Source organism: Pseudomonas sp. PA1(2017), assembly GCF_001945375.1.
Classification (GTDB): Bacteria; Pseudomonadota; Gammaproteobacteria; order Pseudomonadales; family Pseudomonadaceae; genus Aquipseudomonas.
This window is the reverse complement of the sequence record NZ_MSXU01000009.1, coordinates 1336651-1353981: the sequence shown is the minus strand read 5'-3', so window position 1 is coordinate 1353981 and position 17331 is coordinate 1336651. Positions and strand designations below refer to the sequence as shown.

At 63.7% G+C, this 17331-nt stretch carries 20 protein-coding genes and 1 riboswitch; of the genes, 12 read left to right on the top strand and 8 right to left on the bottom strand.

Annotated features, from left to right (window positions below; translation table 11 throughout):
* Positions 1-15: 15 nt before the first annotated feature.
* The 6 genes from BVH01_RS13160 to BVH01_RS13135 all read right to left on the bottom strand — a co-directional run bounded on the left by BVH01_RS13160 (position 16) and on the right by BVH01_RS13135 (position 5017).
* On the bottom strand, positions 16-1128 hold the full coding sequence (locus BVH01_RS13160) for an FUSC family protein (RefSeq protein WP_075930729.1): 1113 nt from the start codon (positions 1126-1128) through the stop codon (positions 16-18).
* A 2-nt stretch (positions 1129-1130) separates the two neighbouring features.
* Positions 1131-2462 carry a deoxyguanosinetriphosphate triphosphohydrolase gene (locus tag BVH01_RS13155; protein WP_075930728.1) on the bottom strand — a complete coding sequence of 444 codons (1332 nt, stop codon included), beginning with the start codon at positions 2460-2462 and terminating at the stop codon, positions 1131-1133.
* 259 nt (positions 2463-2721) lie between these two features.
* Positions 2722-3876 carry an EAL domain-containing protein gene (locus BVH01_RS13150; protein ID WP_075930727.1) on the bottom strand — a complete coding sequence of 385 codons (1155 nt, stop codon included), beginning with the start codon at positions 3874-3876 and terminating at the stop codon, positions 2722-2724.
* A gap of 86 nt (positions 3877-3962) precedes the next feature.
* Complete coding sequence (locus tag BVH01_RS13145; RefSeq protein WP_075930726.1) at positions 3963-4292, bottom strand: hypothetical protein; 330 nt, start codon at positions 4290-4292, stop codon at positions 3963-3965.
* Positions 4289-4675 carry a phage holin family protein gene (locus tag BVH01_RS13140; protein ID WP_075930725.1) on the bottom strand — a complete coding sequence of 129 codons (387 nt, stop codon included), beginning with the start codon at positions 4673-4675 and terminating at the stop codon, positions 4289-4291. Before BVH01_RS13140 ends, BVH01_RS13145 begins: the two co-directional genes overlap by 4 nt.
* Before the next feature lie 12 nt (positions 4676-4687).
* Positions 4688-5017 carry a YqjD family protein gene (locus BVH01_RS13135; RefSeq protein WP_075930724.1) on the bottom strand — a complete coding sequence of 110 codons (330 nt, stop codon included), beginning with the start codon at positions 5015-5017 and terminating at the stop codon, positions 4688-4690.
* Between the two features lie 368 nt (positions 5018-5385).
* Between BVH01_RS13135 and BVH01_RS13130 the strand changes: the two genes are divergently transcribed.
* From BVH01_RS13130 to BVH01_RS13115, 4 genes are all read left to right on the top strand, one after another.
* A complete protein-coding gene (locus BVH01_RS13130) occupies positions 5386-6594 on the top strand; it encodes an ammonium transporter (protein WP_075930723.1) in 1209 nt (402 codons plus the stop codon).
* 96 nt (positions 6595-6690) lie between these two features.
* On the top strand, positions 6691-7815 hold the full coding sequence (locus tag BVH01_RS13125) for a DUF5610 domain-containing protein (RefSeq protein ID WP_075930722.1): 1125 nt from the start codon (positions 6691-6693) through the stop codon (positions 7813-7815).
* A 57-nt stretch (positions 7816-7872) separates the two neighbouring features.
* Positions 7873-8109, top strand: coding sequence for a glutaredoxin family protein (locus BVH01_RS13120; RefSeq protein WP_075930721.1), 237 nt, complete (start codon positions 7873-7875; stop codon positions 8107-8109).
* A gap of 79 nt (positions 8110-8188) precedes the next feature.
* Positions 8189-9076: a chemotaxis protein CheV gene (locus tag BVH01_RS13115; RefSeq protein WP_075930720.1), complete on the top strand. Its 888-nt coding sequence runs from the start codon at positions 8189-8191 to the stop codon at positions 9074-9076.
* Positions 9077-9078: 2 nt separating this feature from the next.
* On the opposite strand, the gene BVH01_RS13110 is transcribed toward BVH01_RS13115, so the two are convergent.
* Complete coding sequence (locus BVH01_RS13110; RefSeq protein WP_075930719.1) at positions 9079-9573, bottom strand: SprT family zinc-dependent metalloprotease; 495 nt, start codon at positions 9571-9573, stop codon at positions 9079-9081.
* 299 nt (positions 9574-9872) lie between these two features.
* Positions 9873-10451 (bottom strand): DNA-J related domain-containing protein, encoded by a 579-nt coding sequence (locus BVH01_RS13105; RefSeq protein ID WP_075930718.1) that lies wholly within the window; start codon positions 10449-10451, stop codon positions 9873-9875.
* A gap of 142 nt (positions 10452-10593) precedes the next feature.
* On the opposite strand from BVH01_RS13105, the gene ttcA reads away from it, so the two are divergent.
* The 8 genes from ttcA to bluB all read left to right on the top strand — a co-directional run bounded on the left by ttcA (position 10594) and on the right by bluB (position 17320).
* Complete coding sequence (ttcA, locus tag BVH01_RS13100) at positions 10594-11418, top strand: tRNA 2-thiocytidine(32) synthetase TtcA (protein ID WP_075930717.1); 825 nt, start codon at positions 10594-10596, stop codon at positions 11416-11418.
* Between the two features lie 22 nt (positions 11419-11440).
* On the top strand, positions 11441-12160 hold the full coding sequence (locus BVH01_RS13095) for a DNA-3-methyladenine glycosylase I (protein WP_075930716.1): 720 nt from the start codon (positions 11441-11443) through the stop codon (positions 12158-12160).
* Positions 12160-12939, top strand: a complete 780-nt coding sequence (locus BVH01_RS13090) for an NAD-dependent deacylase (protein WP_075930715.1) — start codon at positions 12160-12162, stop codon at positions 12937-12939. The genes BVH01_RS13095 and BVH01_RS13090 overlap by 1 nt, the downstream gene beginning before the upstream one ends.
* Positions 12940-12993: 54 nt before the next feature.
* On the top strand, positions 12994-13629 hold the full coding sequence (locus BVH01_RS13085) for a C40 family peptidase (protein ID WP_075930714.1): 636 nt from the start codon (positions 12994-12996) through the stop codon (positions 13627-13629).
* A 135-nt stretch (positions 13630-13764) separates the two neighbouring features.
* Complete coding sequence (locus BVH01_RS13080) at positions 13765-14292, top strand: C40 family peptidase (RefSeq protein WP_075930713.1); 528 nt, start codon at positions 13765-13767, stop codon at positions 14290-14292.
* A gap of 68 nt (positions 14293-14360) precedes the next feature.
* Positions 14361-14587: riboswitch (cobalamin riboswitch) on the top strand.
* 128 nt (positions 14588-14715) lie between these two features.
* Positions 14716-15351 (top strand): cob(I)yrinic acid a,c-diamide adenosyltransferase, encoded by a 636-nt coding sequence (cobO, locus tag BVH01_RS13075; RefSeq protein ID WP_075930712.1) that lies wholly within the window; start codon positions 14716-14718, stop codon positions 15349-15351.
* Positions 15348-16673: a cobyrinate a,c-diamide synthase gene (locus BVH01_RS13070; protein WP_075930711.1), complete on the top strand. Its 1326-nt coding sequence runs from the start codon at positions 15348-15350 to the stop codon at positions 16671-16673. The genes cobO and BVH01_RS13070 overlap by 4 nt, the downstream gene beginning before the upstream one ends.
* Positions 16670-17320: a 5,6-dimethylbenzimidazole synthase gene (gene bluB, locus BVH01_RS13065; RefSeq protein ID WP_075930710.1), complete on the top strand. Its 651-nt coding sequence runs from the start codon at positions 16670-16672 to the stop codon at positions 17318-17320. The genes BVH01_RS13070 and bluB overlap by 4 nt, the downstream gene beginning before the upstream one ends.
* Positions 17321-17331 lie beyond the last annotated feature (11 nt).

Here is a 17331-nt window from a genome sequence, read left to right as displayed (position 1 = left end):
TGTGCCCGCCCTGGGTCACTCGTCGTTCATTGCCTTTGTTTCCAGTTGCTGCGCCGGCGCTCGCTCGTCTGCTGCCGCGGTGCTTAGCCTGGCGGCGTTGCGATTATCCAGCCATTGGCGCAAGCCGTGCATCAGCAGGGCGATGAACAGGGTCAGCACGATACCCAGGGTGACGTTGAACAGGCGCACCTGCGGCAGGTGCCAGTCCTTGGCCAGGCTTTCGGCGAGCAGCACGAAGCAGACCGTCGTCTGCAGCACGAACAGACCGTAGTGGTTGGCCTGCAGGGCGCGGCTGAACATGATCAGCGGCAGCATGATGGCGACCATCAGCGGTGGGCTTTGCAGGCTATGGCCGAACAGGATCAGCAGGCCAGCAGCAGTCAGGCTGGCCATGCTCGCCTGCAACGCGCGCACCAGGCTGCCCCTGAACTCCAGTTGCAGGGTGGTGACCACCGCCAGGGTCAGCCAGTAACCGCGCTGCAGGTGGGCCAGATTGACGATCAAGCCGGCCATGGAAACCGCCACCGTACAGCCCAGGGCGTAAAGGCCCCATTGTTGGCGAGACTGTCGCTGCGCATGACGACGCAACACCTTGAGCAGGCTGATCAGGCGTGGCATGTGCGGCCACATGCGCAGGCCATGCAGGCCGCGCAAACCGAAGGCCAGTAGCATCACCCACAGCCCACCGAGCATGAACAGCATGGCGATGGCGTTGGGGTTGTTGAGCATGCTGCTGCCGTACTGGCCTTGCCCCAGGCACAGGCAGACGGTCAGGCCGATGCCCAGCTTGCCGGCCTCGGTGCCATAGCGCTGCAGCCAGGCCAGTAACAGGCCGAAGGCGGCGAACAGCGACAGGCTGATCAGCGGGTGGGTCGCCGACCAGAAGCCCAGGCCGGCGCTGCAGGCGCCCAGGCCGGTGAGCAGCAGCATGCGTAGCATGCCGAAGCGGTGCAGCGGGTTGGCCTGGGCCGCCTGGAAGGCGCCGACCGACGCCCACAGAAAGCCCGGATGGGCGCTGAACAGGCCAAGCAGCAGCGGCAGCGCACAGCCCAGGCCAGCGACCACCGCAGGTCCCCAGGCGGGTGGCCCGGCGTGCCAACTGAACAACTGCCTGAGCACCTGGCGCATATTCAGACCGGGCTCGAGCGACCGGTCATTTCCCGCGCCATCTCGGTGGCGTAGCTGTCGGTCATGCCGGCGATGAAATCGATCATGCGCAGGAACGAGCGGTACAGCGGCCAGTGCGGATCGGGTGCGTTATGGCCCAGCAGATCGAGAATGCGCCGGTTCTTGAACGACGGCGTGCGCCCGCCGTGTTGCTCCAGCGCCGCGCCGCAGAAGGCATTGAGGAGAATTTCCAGCGTGGTGTAGGCGCCGATCTCGTGCAGCGTCTTGCGTTTGTCCTGAAAGATCTTTTCGCGGGCCATGGCCTTCGCCGCCTGCACGCAATGCTTGGCCGGGCCGTGCATATGCTCGACCAGATCGCCCTCCAGGCGGCCGGCCAGCAGGCTGGGCTGCTGCTCGACGAAGGCCTGGGCGGCCGAGTTGGTCAGGTGCTCGATGGCCTTGCCGCGCAGGATCGCCAACTTGCGCCGCCGCGAATCCTGCGGGCCGAGCTGGCGGTAGGTTTCCGGCAGGTCATCGCCGACCAGATCGAGGAGCAGTGATTCCACCTCGGCGTAGTCGAGCAGTTCCATTTCCAGCCCATCTTCCAGGTCGATCAGGCCGTAGCAGATGTCGTCCGCGGCCTCCATCAGGTAGACCAGTGGGTGACGTGCCCAGCGTTGTTCTTCGAGCTGCGGCAAGCCGAGTTTGCCGGCGATCTGCTCGAGCAGCGGCAACTCGCTCTGGTAGCAGCCGAACTTGTGCTTCTTGTAGCCCAGGGCCTCGGCGTGCCGTGACGTCCAGGGGTATTTGAGGTAGGCGCCAAGGGTCGCGTAGGTCAGCCGTGTGCCGCCATCGAACTGGTGATACTCCAGCTGGGTGAGTACGCGAAAACCCTGGGCATTGCCTTCGAAGCTGAGAAAGTCGCCGCGCTCGGCATCGCTCATGGCATCCAGCCAGCCGCGCCCGGCGGCCTGCTGGAACCAGTGGCGGATGGCGTCCTCGCCGGAGTGGCCGAACGGCGGGTTGCCGATGTCGTGGGCCAGGCAGGAGGACTGCACCACCATGCCCAGATCGCTGGGCTCGCACCAGGCCGGCAGTTCGCCGCGCAGCATCTCGCCGACACGCATGCCCAGGGAGCGACCCACGCAGCTGACCTCCAGCGAATGGGTCAGGCGGGTATGGATGTGGTCGTTGCTGGACACCGGATGCACCTGGGTCTTGCGGCCCAGCCGGCGAAAGGCGCCGGAGAAGATGATGCGGTCGTGATCCTTGTGGAAGGGGCTGCGGCCCAGTTCATCGGCGCTGGGCGCCGGTTTGCCAAGACGTTCACGGGTGAGCAGGGTTTGCCAGTCCAAGCGTACTTCCTTTACCGGATACGACGAGTCGGGCGCGTACGGCCCTCGAAAGGCGGCGCATGCGCGAATGTCCGTTAGCTTCTCTGTTCGTTCCCGCAACTGCAAGGCCGTATCCACAAGGCTCTGTCCGAAAAGTACCTGCGCTCGGTGATGCTTCGCTAAAAACCCGTTCGGAGCGCTCATTTACAATACCTAAACTGCGCGTCCTCACAGATTTTTGCCTTGCCTGACCGTCGCTCGGAGACTTTTCGTATCGATCCTAAAGTCCACTGGCGTCGATATCGACCAGCAGCAGGCGGCTGCCGTTATCGATGAATTGCCCGGCAGTCAGGCAGTACTGGTTGGTGGTGGCGTCGCGGTAGGTGTTGGAGAGGATCAAGCGGCGCTCTTCCCAGCCTTCGGCAAGCAGTTGATAGAAGTAGGGGCGCCATGACCAGTTGTGGCCCAGGTAGCGATCGTCGGCCTGCCAGGCGCCGTCGCGCCATTCCAGGTTGGGAGTGATCTGCGTGCCATGGCGGTCGCACTGGTACAGGCGAATCAGCCAGGGGTAGGCGCCTGGGGTCACCATTGGTGCGAGCCCCTCGGGGCTATGCTTGAGCTGGGTGAACAGCTCGGCGAGCTGGCGACGCAGGGTCATCAGTTGCATGCGGTCGGCGAGTTTCTTTTGCACATAGGCGTCACGCAGGCGGGCGAAGCAATCGACGAATGCGCCACTGTCGAAAAAACCCAGCTCCGGCCTGGCGAACAGATAGCCCTGCACGTAGCGGGCGCCACACTCCAGGGCGAAATGCAGTTCGGCTTCGGTTTCCACGCCTTCGGCGATGATCCAGCAGCCGGTCTTTTCCGCCATCATCGCCAGCGCCTTGACCACTTCGCCGCTGGGCCCGCCCCGGGCCGCTTCCTGGAACAGGCGCATGTCCAGTTTGAGGATGTCGGGGCGCAGTGCCAGCACGCGGTCGAGCTGCGAGTAGCCGGCGCCGAAGTCGTCGATGGCGATACGCACGCCGGCCTCGCGGTAGCGCGCGGCCACTGCGGCCAGGCGCTGGCTGGCGCCGCCCAGTTCGGTGATCTCGAACACCACGCGAGTGGGATCGACGCCACTGCTTGCCAGCTGCTTGAGGCTCGGCAGCGCCTGCTGTGGGCGCAGACGACCAATCCAGCGTGGCGAGATGTTCACGCTCAGGAACCAGTCGGGCGGCGCGTCATGAAAGCGCATGAACGCCTGCTCACGAATTGCTCGGTCCAGCCTGCGCAAGGCCGCGGCGGGCGTTTTCGGATCGGCGAACAGCGGTCCAGCAGAATGCAGATGGCCAGCGGAGTCGCGCAGTCGAGCCAGGGCCTCGATGCCGGCGATCTGTCCGGTAGCGGTATCGATGAAAGGTTGGAAGACGGCGGTAGGTTGACCGTCGAGCACCGGGCACATCCTTAGTGAGAAGGGCAGGTTAGCCAGGCGTTACCCAGGCTTTTTCGTGCTCTTTCCTAGCAAGAAGATGGCCAGTTTCAGGCCTGATCGGATTTTTCTGCTGGCTTTTCGCTTTCATGGCCAGGCGAGCGTTTGCGCAGGTCAGGGAACGCGGCGAGCGCCACGCGCAGCCAGCGGCGCCATTGGCCGCCGCGCATACCCAGGACGGTCAGGGCGAATACGCCGCCGGTGATCCAGATTGGTGCGTGGCTACCTTTGAGTTCCTGGCGCCAGTGAGTGCCCAAATCCTTGGCCTTGCGCAGTGGCTCCAGCATGACCTGGGTTTCATAGCGAATTTCCTGGCGGTGCATCTCCAGGCGCAGCCGCAACATGGTCTTGCGCAGTTCCTGGGTATTTTTGTCGCTCATGGCAGCAGTTGCTCGCGGTCGCGGGCCAATTCTTCGAGGCTGGCGCTGAAAGGTGCCGGGGCATTACGCATGCGCTGCACTAGGCTCCAGCCGCAAACCAGCAGGCCGGCTGCATAGAACAGGCAGAGCAGGGTGATGACCAGAATTCGGTGAGTGTCCCAGAAGCCGATCAGCAAGGCAGCCGACAGGCCGATGATCAGCAGCAGGCCGAACAGGACGCAGAGGCCGGTCAGGATCAGCAGGGTGACGGTGCGCGCCTGCTGTTCCCGGAACTCCTCGCTGAACAGCGCGACATGGCCGTGGACCAGCCCGAGCAGCGCACCGGCCAGGCGCCGTGGCGAGGGGCCGCGGCTGGGAGGTGCTGCTGTCTGGCTGTCATCCATGTGCTGTCCTGATCAACGTCGGCTAATGAGCATGCCGATCAGTATACCAATGCCAGCGGCAATACCGATGGTCTGCCACGGATGGGTCTGCACGTAGTCTTCGGTCGCACCCACGGCCGCACGGCCGCGCTGAACCACGGTTTCTTCAGTGTTCTTCAGCGTGGTGCGCGCACGGCCAAGGCTGTCGCGAATCTGCGCGCGCAGCTCTTCGGCCTGGTCGCCGACCAGGCTGGCCGAATGCTGAAGCAGGGTTTCGGTGTCACGTACCAGTGCCTGGAACTCTTCGAGCAGCTCTTCCTTGTTGGCTGGAGCTACGGGGCGCGAGGGGAGTGGGCGGGCCATTGATCAATCTCCTGTAGGTATGAGGCGGTGTAAGGGGTTCGAGTGGCGCACCCCTGGCAGGTTCACTCTATCTGCCGGGGACGGATGCGGGACCGCGCAGAGGGGCACAGGCATTGCATTGGCGAACGGCGAAGCAGGCCGACATGCATGGTTATGGTGCTCGGCATTCTTCCTGGCATCTGTCTGGTGCCTTATTAACTAATTGATAAACCAAGAATAAGTTTTGAAAAGGCGGGGCGACGGAGCGCCGTGATGGCGATGCGCTCCCAATGGGTGCGCAGGGAAGTGAGATGGCGTGCTTATAAATGGTGCTTCTTGCTGGGCTGGTGTTCCTTTTTGGTGCTTTTCGCTGCGGAGTCTGTGCTTCGATGGAAAACCTCGACAGTGCTGTGCAAACCCTGATTCATGGCTCGAACACCTTATTCATCCTGATCGGCGCCATCATGGTCCTGGCCATGCATGCCGGCTTCGCCTTTCTGGAAGTCGGCACCGTGCGGCAGAAGAACCAGGTCAATGCGCTATCCAAGATCCTTTCGGATTTCGCGATCTCGGCCGTCGCCTACTTCTTCGTCGGCTACTGGATCGCCTATGGGGTCAGCTTCCTGCACCCGGCCAGCGTACTGGTCGAGGGCAATGGCTACGCGCTGGTGAAATTCTTTTTTCTGCTGACCTTTGCCGCAGCGATCCCTGCGATCATTTCCGGGGGCATCGCCGAGCGTGCGCGTTTCGGCCCGCAGCTATGCGCCACCGCCCTGATCGTCGCGTTCGTCTACCCGTTCTTCGAAGGCATGATCTGGAACGGCAACTTTGGTTTCCAGGCCTGGCTGCAGACGACCTTCGGTGCGCCGTTCCACGACTTCGCCGGCTCGGTGGTCGTTCATGGCGTCGGCGGCTGGCTGGCGTTTGCCGCGGTGGTGCTGCTGGGGCGCCGCCATGGCCGCTACCGCGACGGACGCCTGGTGGCCATGGCGCCGTCGAGCATTCCCTTCCTGGCACTGGGCTCCTGGGTACTGATTATCGGCTGGTTCGGCTTTAACGTGATGAGCGCGCAGACCCTGGGCAGCATTAGCGGGCTGGTGGCCGTCAACACCTTGATGGCGATGGTGGGCGGCACCCTGGCCGCGCTGATCGTCGGTCGCAATGACCCGGGCTTTCTGCACAACGGTCCGCTGGCGGGGCTGGTCGCCATCTGCGCCGGCTCCGACCTGATGCATCCGGTGGGCGCCCTGTTCACCGGCGCCATCGCCGGTGCGCTGTTCGTCTGGGCCTTCACCGCGACACAGGTTAAATGGAAGATAGATGACGTACTCGGCGTCTGGCCGCTGCACGGACTGTGTGGCGTCTGGGGCGGTATCGCCTGCGGCATCTTCGGCCAGCCGCTGTGGGGCGGTCTCGGCGGCGTGAGCATCGCCAGCCAATTGGTGGGCAGCCTGGCTGGCGTCGCCGTGGCGCTGCTTGGCGGCTTTGCGGTGTACGGACTACTTAAACAGTTGGTGGGCATTCGCCTGAGCCAGGAGCAGGAGTATTACGGCGCCGATCTGTCGATTCACAAGATTGGTTCGGTGAGCCAGGATTGAGCCTGTTACCGTTGGGTCGATTGTTTGAAAGCCAACCCTAAACTTTCGCCGAGGGCTGCCGTCAACCTTGGACATGCTCCGTTTCGGTGACTTGCCATGGCTATCTCAATCCCGCTGTCGACCAACACGACAGGCCGCTCGCCACAACTCGGCGGTCAGCCCACCATTCGCAATGCGGCCGACGCCCAGGCGGCGCTGTCCAATCGCCTGGCCGAGCGCCTCGGCCTGCCGCCCGGCTCGCTGACGGCCAAGCAGGACGACTTCTCGCCGGAGAAGGTCGCCGATCGCGTCATGGGCTTCGTCGAACAACGGCTCAAGAGCGAGGCGGCATCCGGCGCCAGCCCCGAGAAGCTGCAGCAACTGCTCGATCAGGCCCGCTCCGGTGTGCAGAAAGGCTTCGACGAGGCGCGCAAGATCCTCGACGGCATGGGTGTGCTCAAGGACAAGATCGCCAGCGATATCGACGACACCTTCAAACGCATCCAGCAAGGTTTCGCCGGGCTCGACAAGCTTTACGGCTCCGTACCGAGCGCGGGTGAAGGCAACGGCGTAGCGCCCACATCCAGCGATCGCTTCGCCGCGGTGGCGGAAAGTTTCGAGCTCAACATCACCACCCGTGACGGCGACCGTCTGCGCGTTTCGGTGGCCCAGGCTTCGGCAGCCTGGTCGCGTACCGAGGGTGCGAACAGTCAGTCCGGCAGCTTGCAGATCGGCGGTTGGCAGGTCGAAGTAGAGGGCGAGCTGGACGATCAGGAAAAGGCCGCACTGGAGAAATTGTTCTCTCAGGTGCAGGACCTGTCCAACTCCTTCTATTCAGGCGATATGGCCGGCGCCTTCGACCGCGCCATGGCGCTGGACATGGACAGCTCGCAGTTGGCCTCCATGTCCCTGCGCCTGACCCAGACCAGCGTACGCCAGGCCACCGACACCTATGGTTCGGTGTCCAGCCAGGGCGGGCAGCCGGCCAGTGCCGTCAATGGTGCGCTGACCGATTACGCCCAGGGTCTGCTCGATGCCCTGCGTAATGCCGACGCCTGGGTCAGTGATGGCAAGAGCTTGCTGCAGGATCTGCTCAAGGGCGGGTTCTCGCTGGACGACCGCTTCGATGCCGGTCGCCTGGACAAGGCCGAGCAGGTCAACGGGCGCTTGCTCGATGGCTTGCAGGGCCTGCTGGGTTCGACGCTGGCGCCGCCGCAAGGCGAGGGCAGCGAGAAGGCCTGAGCAAGTCGTTCGAGGTGATAAACTCAAGGTTCCATCACCTTGCAGGCTGCCTCGACCATGCTCCCTGAATGCCAGTTGCTCGGCACGCTCGGCTGTCACCTGTGTGACTACGCGGAAGCCGTGCTGATGCCATTCGTGGAAAACGGCCTTCTGGTCGAGCTGGTGGATATCGTCGATGGGCCGGGGTTGCTGGAGCGCTATGCCCTGGTGATTCCGGTGTTGCGGCGTGTGGACAGCGGCGCCGAGCTGCACTGGCCATTCGATGCGCCACAGGTCGCCGCCTTTCTAGGCTGACCGACTGCCTTAGAGCAACGAGCCGGGCGCCATGCCGCCGGGCCACTTTTTCGTTTTTGATGGATGGGGATATACGGGTATGAACATGGTGCTCGGCGACGCGCTGTCGCTGCTGCTGTTTCGGTTGCATAACGGCCGCCTGCTGGGCATCAACCTGCTCAAGGTCAACGAGATCATTCCCTGTCCCGCCCTGACCAAGATGCCCAGCCGACATCCTCATGTGCGTGGCGTCGCGACCCTGCGTGGCTCGGCGCTCACAGTGATCGATCTGGCCCGGGCGATCGGCGAGCGCGGCGGCAGCGATACCGGCGAAGGCTGCCTGATCGTCACCGAGCTGAGCCGCTCGCGGCAGGGCCTGCACGTGCACAGCGTCGAGCGTATCGTGCAGTGCCCGACCCGCGACGTGCGTCCGCCACCTTCGGGGGCCGGCACGCGCGCGTTCATCACTGGCGTGACTCAGATCGATGGGGTCATCGTGCAGATTCTCGATATCGAGAAGGTGCTGCATGAAATCGCCCCGGCACCGCTGGAAGACGTCAACGTGGAGTTGCTCACCCCGGTCGAGCGCCAGCTGTTGCAAGGGCGGCGTGTGCTGGTGGTCGACGACTCTCAGGTGGCGATTCAGCAGACGCTGATGACCTTGCGCAAGCTGGACCTCGATTGCGAGGCCGTGCGCAGCGCGGCCAGCGCCCTCGAAGTGCTCAAGCGCGCGCGCGAGGAGGGGCGACCCGTCGAGGTACTGGTCTCGGATATCGAGATGCCGGAAATGGACGGCTATGCCCTGGTTCAGCAAATCCGTAAAGACAGCCAACTGGCCGACACCTACGTGTTGCTGCACACCTCACTGGATAGCACCATGAACACCGAGAAGGCCCGCTCGGTAGGTGCCAACGACGTGCTCACCAAATTCTCCAGCGTGGATCTCAGTCAAGCACTGCTGCGCGCCTTTCAGCGTCTGCAGGGCTGAGGCTACTCGACGCGCTGTTCGCCGGTGAACTGCAAGGTGATCTTGCAGCGTCGGCAGAAGTAGCGGCGCCCCTTGGCCACTAGCGCGTGGCGCTGGGCGGAGAACGGAAACTCGCCTTGCGGGCACTGGCAACGGTAGATGAAACGGCTGACCTGGCGGCGCTTCACGTCATAAGTATGGCAGCGGTGCGGCGGCAGTTCGTAGACGCCGCGCATGATCAACTGCCATTCCTCGCCGTGGGGCTGGATGCTTAGGCCGAACAGCTGGTGGGCGATCAGGTGGGCCACTTCGTGGGCGACGGTCTGGCGCAGGAAGTCTTCCTGGTTCTCGCGATACAGCTGCGGGTTGAAGCGCAGCTTGTTTTCGGTGAGATGCGCCACGCCGGCTTTCTGCCCGCGTAGCTTGAAGCTCACCTGCGGGCGGACGAAGCGCCGCTTGAAGAAGGCTTCCGCCTGCTGGTAACAGGCTTCGACGCGGGTGTGGATCTGATCGGGCATGGCGGCTTCGAGGGCGGGTAACTGGCGTCGATTATGCCGCAGATCAGCGCCCGCTGCAGGGCCAGGAGCCGAGCGGTGGCCTCAGGGGCTGTTCAAGATCTATATGCGCATGAAGCGGCAGCTACAAGGCGGAAGCGGTCATCGGCGCAGTATCTGTAGGAACGGGCGGGGACGCCCAGTCCATGCCCGCGATTTTTCGCGCGCATGGCCCGCTCCTACAGTGGATTGGCGAACGGCCTTTTGCGCCTCTTAGCTACAAAAAATAGGCGAGCCTGGACCGAAAGATTATGAACAGGCTCTCAGCGGTAGTAGCGCTGCAGCGTTTCCATGGCGCTGTTGATGCGCTGCAGGCGCTGCGTGCAGCCGCCTCGGTCCGGGTGATGAAGGCTGACCAGCTGCCGGTAGCGCTGACGGATGACGCCCAGGTCAAGCTCGCCAGCCTGCTCGTCGAACTCCAGCGCCGCCAGGGCCTGCTGCCGATCTTCCGCGCCGTGCAGGCGCACCCAGAAGGCGCCGAGCATCTGCTCGACATCCTCAGCGCCGGTGTCACGCAAGTGGGCGAGATCGAGGTAGTACTCGCGCAGTGGCTCCTGTTCGCTCAAGGCGCTCTCTGCCGCCTGATAAGGCGTCAAGCGTATGCATAACGGGCTTATCTGCAATGACGCGCGGCCCGCGGCATGTAGCTCGTCGCGCAGCCGATACAGCGTATGGAAGAGCAGAAAGTGGCTGCGAAACAGTTCCAGGGTGTCGCTCGGCAGGCGCTCGTCACGACCCTGCCAGCGGCTCAGGCGCAGCATCAGTTCGTACTCGGAGAGCCCTTCGGGCGCGGCCTCCAGCAAATCGAGCAGCCGGCTGCCGGGTAAGGTTTCCTGGTTCATCGGCTTTCCTTGGTCGATGAGAGGGTGTGTTGTTGGCCGGTTTCGTCGGCATGCCGACGGTTAGCCGTTTTGTAGCTGGGGTGCGCCTCGTTTTCTGGGTAAAATGCGCGGCTTCAGTACTTATAGCGGATTCTTGCGCGCCATGGGCACCCTCTCGGTCAATCAGAACAAGCTGCAAAAACGCCTGCGTCGTCAGGCCGGCGAGGCCATCGCCGACTTCAACATGATCGAGGAGGGGGACAAGGTCATGGTCTGTCTGTCCGGTGGCAAGGACAGCTACACCATGCTCGACATCCTGCTGCACCTGCAGAAGGTCGCGCCGATCAACTTCGAGATCGTCGCAGTGAACATGGACCAGAAGCAGCCCGGCTTCCCCGAACACGTGTTGCCGGCCTACCTGGAGTCCATCGGTGTGGCGTATCACATCGTCGAGAAAGACACGTACTCGGTGGTCAAGGAAAAGATTCCGGAAGGCAAGACCACCTGCTCGCTGTGCTCGCGCCTGCGCCGCGGCACGCTGTACACCTTTGCCGACGAGATCGGCGCGACCAAGATGGCCCTCGGTCACCACCGTGACGATATCCTCGAAACCTTCTTTCTCAACATGTTCTATGGCGGCACGCTCAAGGCCATGCCGCCCAAGCTGCGTGCCGACGATGGCCGCAACGTGGTGATTCGCCCGCTGGCCTACTGCAGCGAGGTCGATATCGAGGCCTACAGCACGCTCAAGGGATTTCCGATCATCCCGTGCAACCTGTGCGGCTCCCAGGAAAACCTGCAGCGCCAGGTGGTCAAGGACATGCTGCAGGAGTGGGAGCGAAAGTCGCCGGGGCGTACCGAGATCATGTTCCGCGCCCTGCAGAATGTGGTGCCTTCGCAACTGGCTGACCGCAACCTGTTCGATTTCACCAGCCTGAAGATCGACGAGCAGGCCACGCCGCGCTTTCTGAACGTGATGAACCTGTAATTTCGAGGGCTGACTCCAAGCGATGCACGATTATCGATGGCTGCATGAATACTGCGTGAACCGTTTCGGCTCGCTCGAGGCACTCGAGGCGCGCCTGCCGCAGCCCGTCTCCGACAAAAAGCTACGGGCGCTGGGTAATGATCGCTACCTGTCCATCATGAGCCTGCGCATATTCCGGGCTGGCCTCAAACACAGCCTGGTCGATGCCAAGTGGCCGGCCTTCGAGGAAGTGTTCTTCGGCTTCGATCCGGAAAAGGTCGTGCTGATGGGCGGCGAGCGCCTGGAGCGTCTGATGCAGGATGCTCGGTTGATTCGCCATCTGGGCAAGCTCAAGAGCGTGCCGCGCAATGCGCAGTTCATTCTCGACGTGGAGTGTGGTGCGCTGAGCGGGCCTGCCGCTGCCGCGAAGGCCGGCACGCCGAAGCCGGGTTTCGCCTTTGGCGCGTTGATCGCCGATTGGCCGGTGACCGATATCGTCGGTCTCTGGCACTGGCTGGCCAAGCAAGGCAGCCAGTTGGGCGGGCTTTCCGCGCCGCGTTTCCTGCGCATGGTCGGCAAGGATACCTTCATCCCCAGCGATGACATGGTCGCCGCCCTCAAGGCCCAGAAGATCATCGACAAGACGCCCAATAGCCAGCGCGACCGGGCGGCGGTTCAGGCCGCCTTCAATCAGTGGCATGCAGAAAGCGGCAGGCCGATGTGTCAGCTTTCAGTGATGCTGGCGCACACGGTCAACCATTGATGGCGGCGCAACTGCAGCGCCTGGTGTCAGCGTTCATCGATGCCCGGCGCATCCTGATCATCACCGGGGCGGGAATATCGGCCGATTCCGGCTTGCCGACCTACCGCGGCATCGGCGGCCTCTACAACGACCATACCGATGACGGTGTGCCGATCGAGGTGGCAATGTCCGGCGACATGCTGCGCCGCGATCCGGCGCTGTGCTGGAAGTATCTGGCGCAGCTTGGCAGCGCTTGCCTGGGCGCCCAGCCCAATGCCGCCCACCGGGCGATAGCCGAGCTGCAGACGCTCAAGCCGGATTGCTGGGTGCTGACCCAGAACATCGACGGCTATCATCGCCTGGCCGGCAGCCCCGACGATCGCTTGATCGAGATTCACGGTGAATTGGCGCCCCTGTATTGCCAGGTTTGCCGGGAAACCGACGAGCGGTTGGGCGAGCATCTGCAGCGACCCCTGCCGCCTATGTGCGTGGCCTGTGGAGGGGTGTTGCGGCCACCCGTAGTGTTGTTCGGCGAGCGGCTGCCGCCACTGGCCGTAGAGCGTCTATATGGGCAGATGCGGGAGGGCTTCGACCTGGTGATCAGTGTCGGAACCAGCGCCAGCTTTCCTTATATAGCCGAGCCGCTGATACAGGCGCGCCGTTCGGGCAAGGTCACGGTCGAGGTCAATTTGTCGCACACGGACGTCAGCGCACTGGTTGACTTCAGGCTGGAAAAGCGGGCCTTAGATGTTTTCCCGGAACTACTGAGTCACATTGCTGATCATAATATTTGCAAATGATCCCGTTAGCGGGCATAGTCGCGGCTGATCAATTTTCATGCCACGGTCGTGCCCATGCGCCAACGCTTCGCACCCCTCGTGCCTCTCGCACTCACAATGGTTCTCGCCGCGTGCGCTAACCATGCTCCACAATCCCAGATTGATGCGCCGTCGGCCCAGGCTTCCTTGCCTGCCAGGCCAGTCGTAGTAGCGCCCGCTCTCGATCAGGCCGATGCCGGTGCAGACGACGCCGCTGCCGAATTCGCCGATCACGCACCCTATGAGCTGCCGCAGTTGGCCGACAGCGTGCTGGAAAAGGGCATCTCCCTGATCGGCACTCGCTACCGTTTCGGTGGCAACTCGGTGAAGACCGGGTTCGACTGCAGTGGCTTCATCGGTTACCTGTTCCGCGAGGAGCTGGGCATGGAACTGCCGCGCTCGACCCGCGACATGATCAACATCGATGCTCCGTTGGTCGAACGCAAGGCGCTCGAGCCGGGTGATCTGGTGTTCTTCAGCACCGCCGGCCGTGGCCGCGTCAGCCATGCAGGCATCTACCTGGGTGACGATCAGTTCATCCATTCCTCCAGCAGCCGCAGCGGTGGCGTGCGCATCGACAGCCTGGATGATGGCTACTGGAAGCGTACGTTCATCGAAGCCAAGCGCGTTCTGGCGCTGGCGCCGACCGAGCATCTGGCCTCCCAGCACTGATAAATCGTTGCCTGATCGAGTCGGTCGGGCAACAATTTTAATGTTTTCAAGTGACTGCAGCGTAAAGCTAAAGCTTGCACTGCAGTTGTGAACGCGGCAGAGTAGGGCGCATTCAGGCTCCAGGATCGTCCGTCCATGACTGCCACCATCCGCATCGCCTTCCTCTTGCTCGCGGCACTGCTCAGTGCTTGTTCCAGCCGGGCGCCCGTACCTGCTCCGAAACCTGTCGTCGTCATGCCTGCTCCCGGTGCCTATCAGGGTGGCGCGGATGATGTGCTGTTTCGTGCGCTCGGTCTGGTGGGTACCCCTTATCGCTACGGCGGCAACACGCCGGACAGCGGTTTTGATTGCAGCGGCCTGATCGGCTACGTGTACCGTGATGCCGCCGGCATCAGCCTGCCACGCTCGACCCGCGAGCTGATCAGCATGCGCGCGCCGACCATCGGCCGCGATTCCCTGCGCAGTGGTGACCTGGTGTTCTTCGCTACCAGCGGTGGTAGGCAGGTCAGCCATGCCGGCATTTACGTCGGTGAGGGGCGCTTCGTGCATGCGCCGTCATCGGGCGGCACCGTCCGCCTGGACAGCCTCGGCAACAGTTACTGGCAGCGCACCTATATCGAAGCCAAGCGCGTTTTTCCGGTGGAGCTTGCCAGCCATCCCTGAGCTGCCGTCGCCCAGAGCAGCGCTACATGGCTGACTCTCCGATTGACGCTTATGCCGTCAGTCCTTACCCTTTGCGACCTGCTTCAGGTGTCCCTGGTCTCGGCCAGGGGTGAAACTGGGAAGTCGGTGCGCTGCCGCCAAGCGAGCAATGCCGACGCTGCCCCCGCAACGGTAAACGAGCCCAACCATGCTTCTGGCCACTGTATCTTCGATGCGGGAAGGCGGCGTGGTTCGTCGTGTTCTGTGAACGCGGCACTCGTGAGCCCGGAGACCGGCCTGTCGCTTTTTCCTTAGGTTGCGCGGTGGGCGCGGCCGGTGCGCGGCCCTAGGGCCAGCCCCTGCCTGCTCCTGCGTGATCGTTTTTATCGTCGGGCACCGATACGTGCTCGAACCGCGCGAGCTTGCTGGCGCCGAGGAGATCCCATGAGCGAATCGACCCCATCCCCCAGCCGCGAATCGGCCGAGCGCGACGCGCGCCATAACGCCCGCATGGCGCGCAAGAAAGCGCTGATGGACGAAAAGATCGCCCAGGCCCAGGAAGAATACGGCTTGCTGCTGGTGCACAGCGGCAACGGCAAGGGCAAGAGCAGTTCGGCCTTCGGTATGGTTGCCCGTGCGCTCGGCCATGGCCTGAAAGTCGGCGTCGTGCAGTTCATCAAGGGCGGCATGGCCACCGGCGAAGAGCACTTCTTCCGGCGCTTTCCCGATGAAGTCAGCTACCACGTGATGGGCGAGGGCTACACCTGGGATACCCAGGATCGCCAGCGCGATGTCGAGAAGGCACGCTTGGCCTGGGATGTTGCCAGGCAGTTGCTGAACGATCCGCAGATCGCCCTGGTGGTGCTGGACGAACTGAACATCGCCCTCAAGCACGGCTACCTGGATGTGGACGTGGTGCTGCGCGATATCGAATCGCGCCCGGAGCTGCAGCACGTCGTGGTGACCGGTCGTGGCGCACCGCCAGCCCTGCTCGAAGCGGCCGATACGGTGACCGAAATGACTCTGGTCAAGCATGCCTTCAAGGCCGGTGTGAAGGCGCAGAAGGGCGTGGAATTTTGAGCACGACAGATGCGCTTTCCGCCGAGCCTGGGGCGCCACGGCAGTGCCCGGCCCTGGTGATCGCCGCGCCCGCCTCGGGGCAGGGCAAGACCACCGTCACTGCTGCCCTGGCGCGCCTGCACACCCGACGAGGCAAGCGGGTACGGGTGTTCAAGTGTGGGCCGGACTTTCTCGACCCGATGATTCTTTCCCGCGCCAGCGGCAACCCGGTCTATCAGCTGGACCTGTGGATGGTCGGCGAAGCCGAGAGCCGCCGCCTGCTCTGGGAAGCCGCTGGCGAGGCCGATCTGATTCTGATCGAAGGGGTAATGGGCTTGTTCGACGGTTCGCCGTCGGCAGCTGACTTGGCGCGCCGTTTCGGTGTGCCGGTGCTCGGGGTGATCGATGGCTCGGCCATGGCCCAGACCTTCGGCGCCCTGGCCGTCGGCCTGGCCAGCTACCAGCCTGACCTGCCGTTCTCCGGCGTGCTCGGCAACCGCGTCAATCCGGGTCGCCATAACGACCTGATCCGTGACAGCCTGCCGGCTTCGATCCGCTGGTATGGCTCGTTGCCACGCCGTGCGGCCATCGAACTGCCCAGCCGGCACCTCGGCCTGGTGCAGGCTGGCGAACTCGTCGACCTCGATACGCGCCTGGATACCGCGGCCGATGCTCTGGAGCAGACGGCGACGATCACGCTGCCGCCGCCGGTGACCTTCGCCGCGCCCTCGACCGAATCGGTAGCGCCGCTGCTCGCTGGCGTACGCATCGGTGTGGCTTTTGATGCTTCCTTCGCGTTCATCTACCAGGCCAATCTCGACCTGCTCGAGCAGATGGGCGCGACGCTGACGTTCTTCAGCCCGCTGACCGACGAGGCGCTGCCCGACGTGGACAGCCTTTACCTGCCGGGCGGCTACCCGGAGTTGCATCTGCAGGCGCTGGCCGCCAATCGGCCGATGATCGACGCCATCAAGGCCCATCAGCAGGCCGGCAAGCCGCTGCTCGCCGAGTGCGGCGGCATGCTGTATCTGCTCGAGTCGCTGAGCGATGTCGCTGGCGAGCGCGCCGAGCTGGCCGGTCTGCTGCCTGGCACTGCGCAGATGCAGAAGCGTCTGGTTGCCCTGGCCCTGCAGAGTGTCGAACTGCCCGAGGGCGTGCTGCGCGGGCACAGTTATCACCACTCGTGCCTGGACTCTGCGCTGCAGCCGCTGGCCCGCGGGGACTGCCCGAACGACAAGCCGGTCAGCGAGGCGGTGTTCCGACTCGAGCGCCTGACCGCGTCCTATATTCATTTCTACCTGCCTTCCAATCCGCCAGCCGCTGCGGCGTTGTTTCGTCCATGACCGCGCACGCCTTCAGCGCCGAGGAGCGCGCCGCGGTCTACCGCGCCATTGCCGAGCGCCGTGACATGCGCCATTTCAGTGGTGGCGAGGTCGCGCCCGAGTTGCTCGCCCGCCTGCTTGAAGCGGCGCACCAGGCGCCCAGCGTTGGCTTGATGCAGCCGTGGCGTTTCATCCGCATCACCCGGCCGGCGCTGCGTGAAGCCATCTATCAGTTGGTCGAGCGCGAGCGCCAGCTGACCGCCGAGGCACTGGGCGAGCGCTCCGACGAATTCATGCGGCTGAAGGTCGAGGGCGTTCGCGACTGCGCCGAAGTGCTGGTGGCGGCCTTGATGGAAGGCCGCGAGGCCCACGTGTTCGGCCGGCGCACCTTGCCGGAAATGGACATGGCGTCGCTTTCCTGCGCGATCCAGAACCTATGGCTGGCGGCCCGTGCCGAAGGCCTGGGCATGGGCTGGGTGTCGCTGTTCGACCCCGTCGCCCTGGCCGAGCTGCTGGGCATGCCGCCGGGCAGCAAGCCGGTCGCGGTGCTCTGCCTGGGGCCGGTGCAGGCCTTTTACCCGGCGCCGATGCTGGCCCAGGAAGGTTGGGCGCAAGTGCGGCCGCTGCACGAACTGCTGTTCGAGGATCGTTGGGATCAGCATGAATAACGAGAACCGTC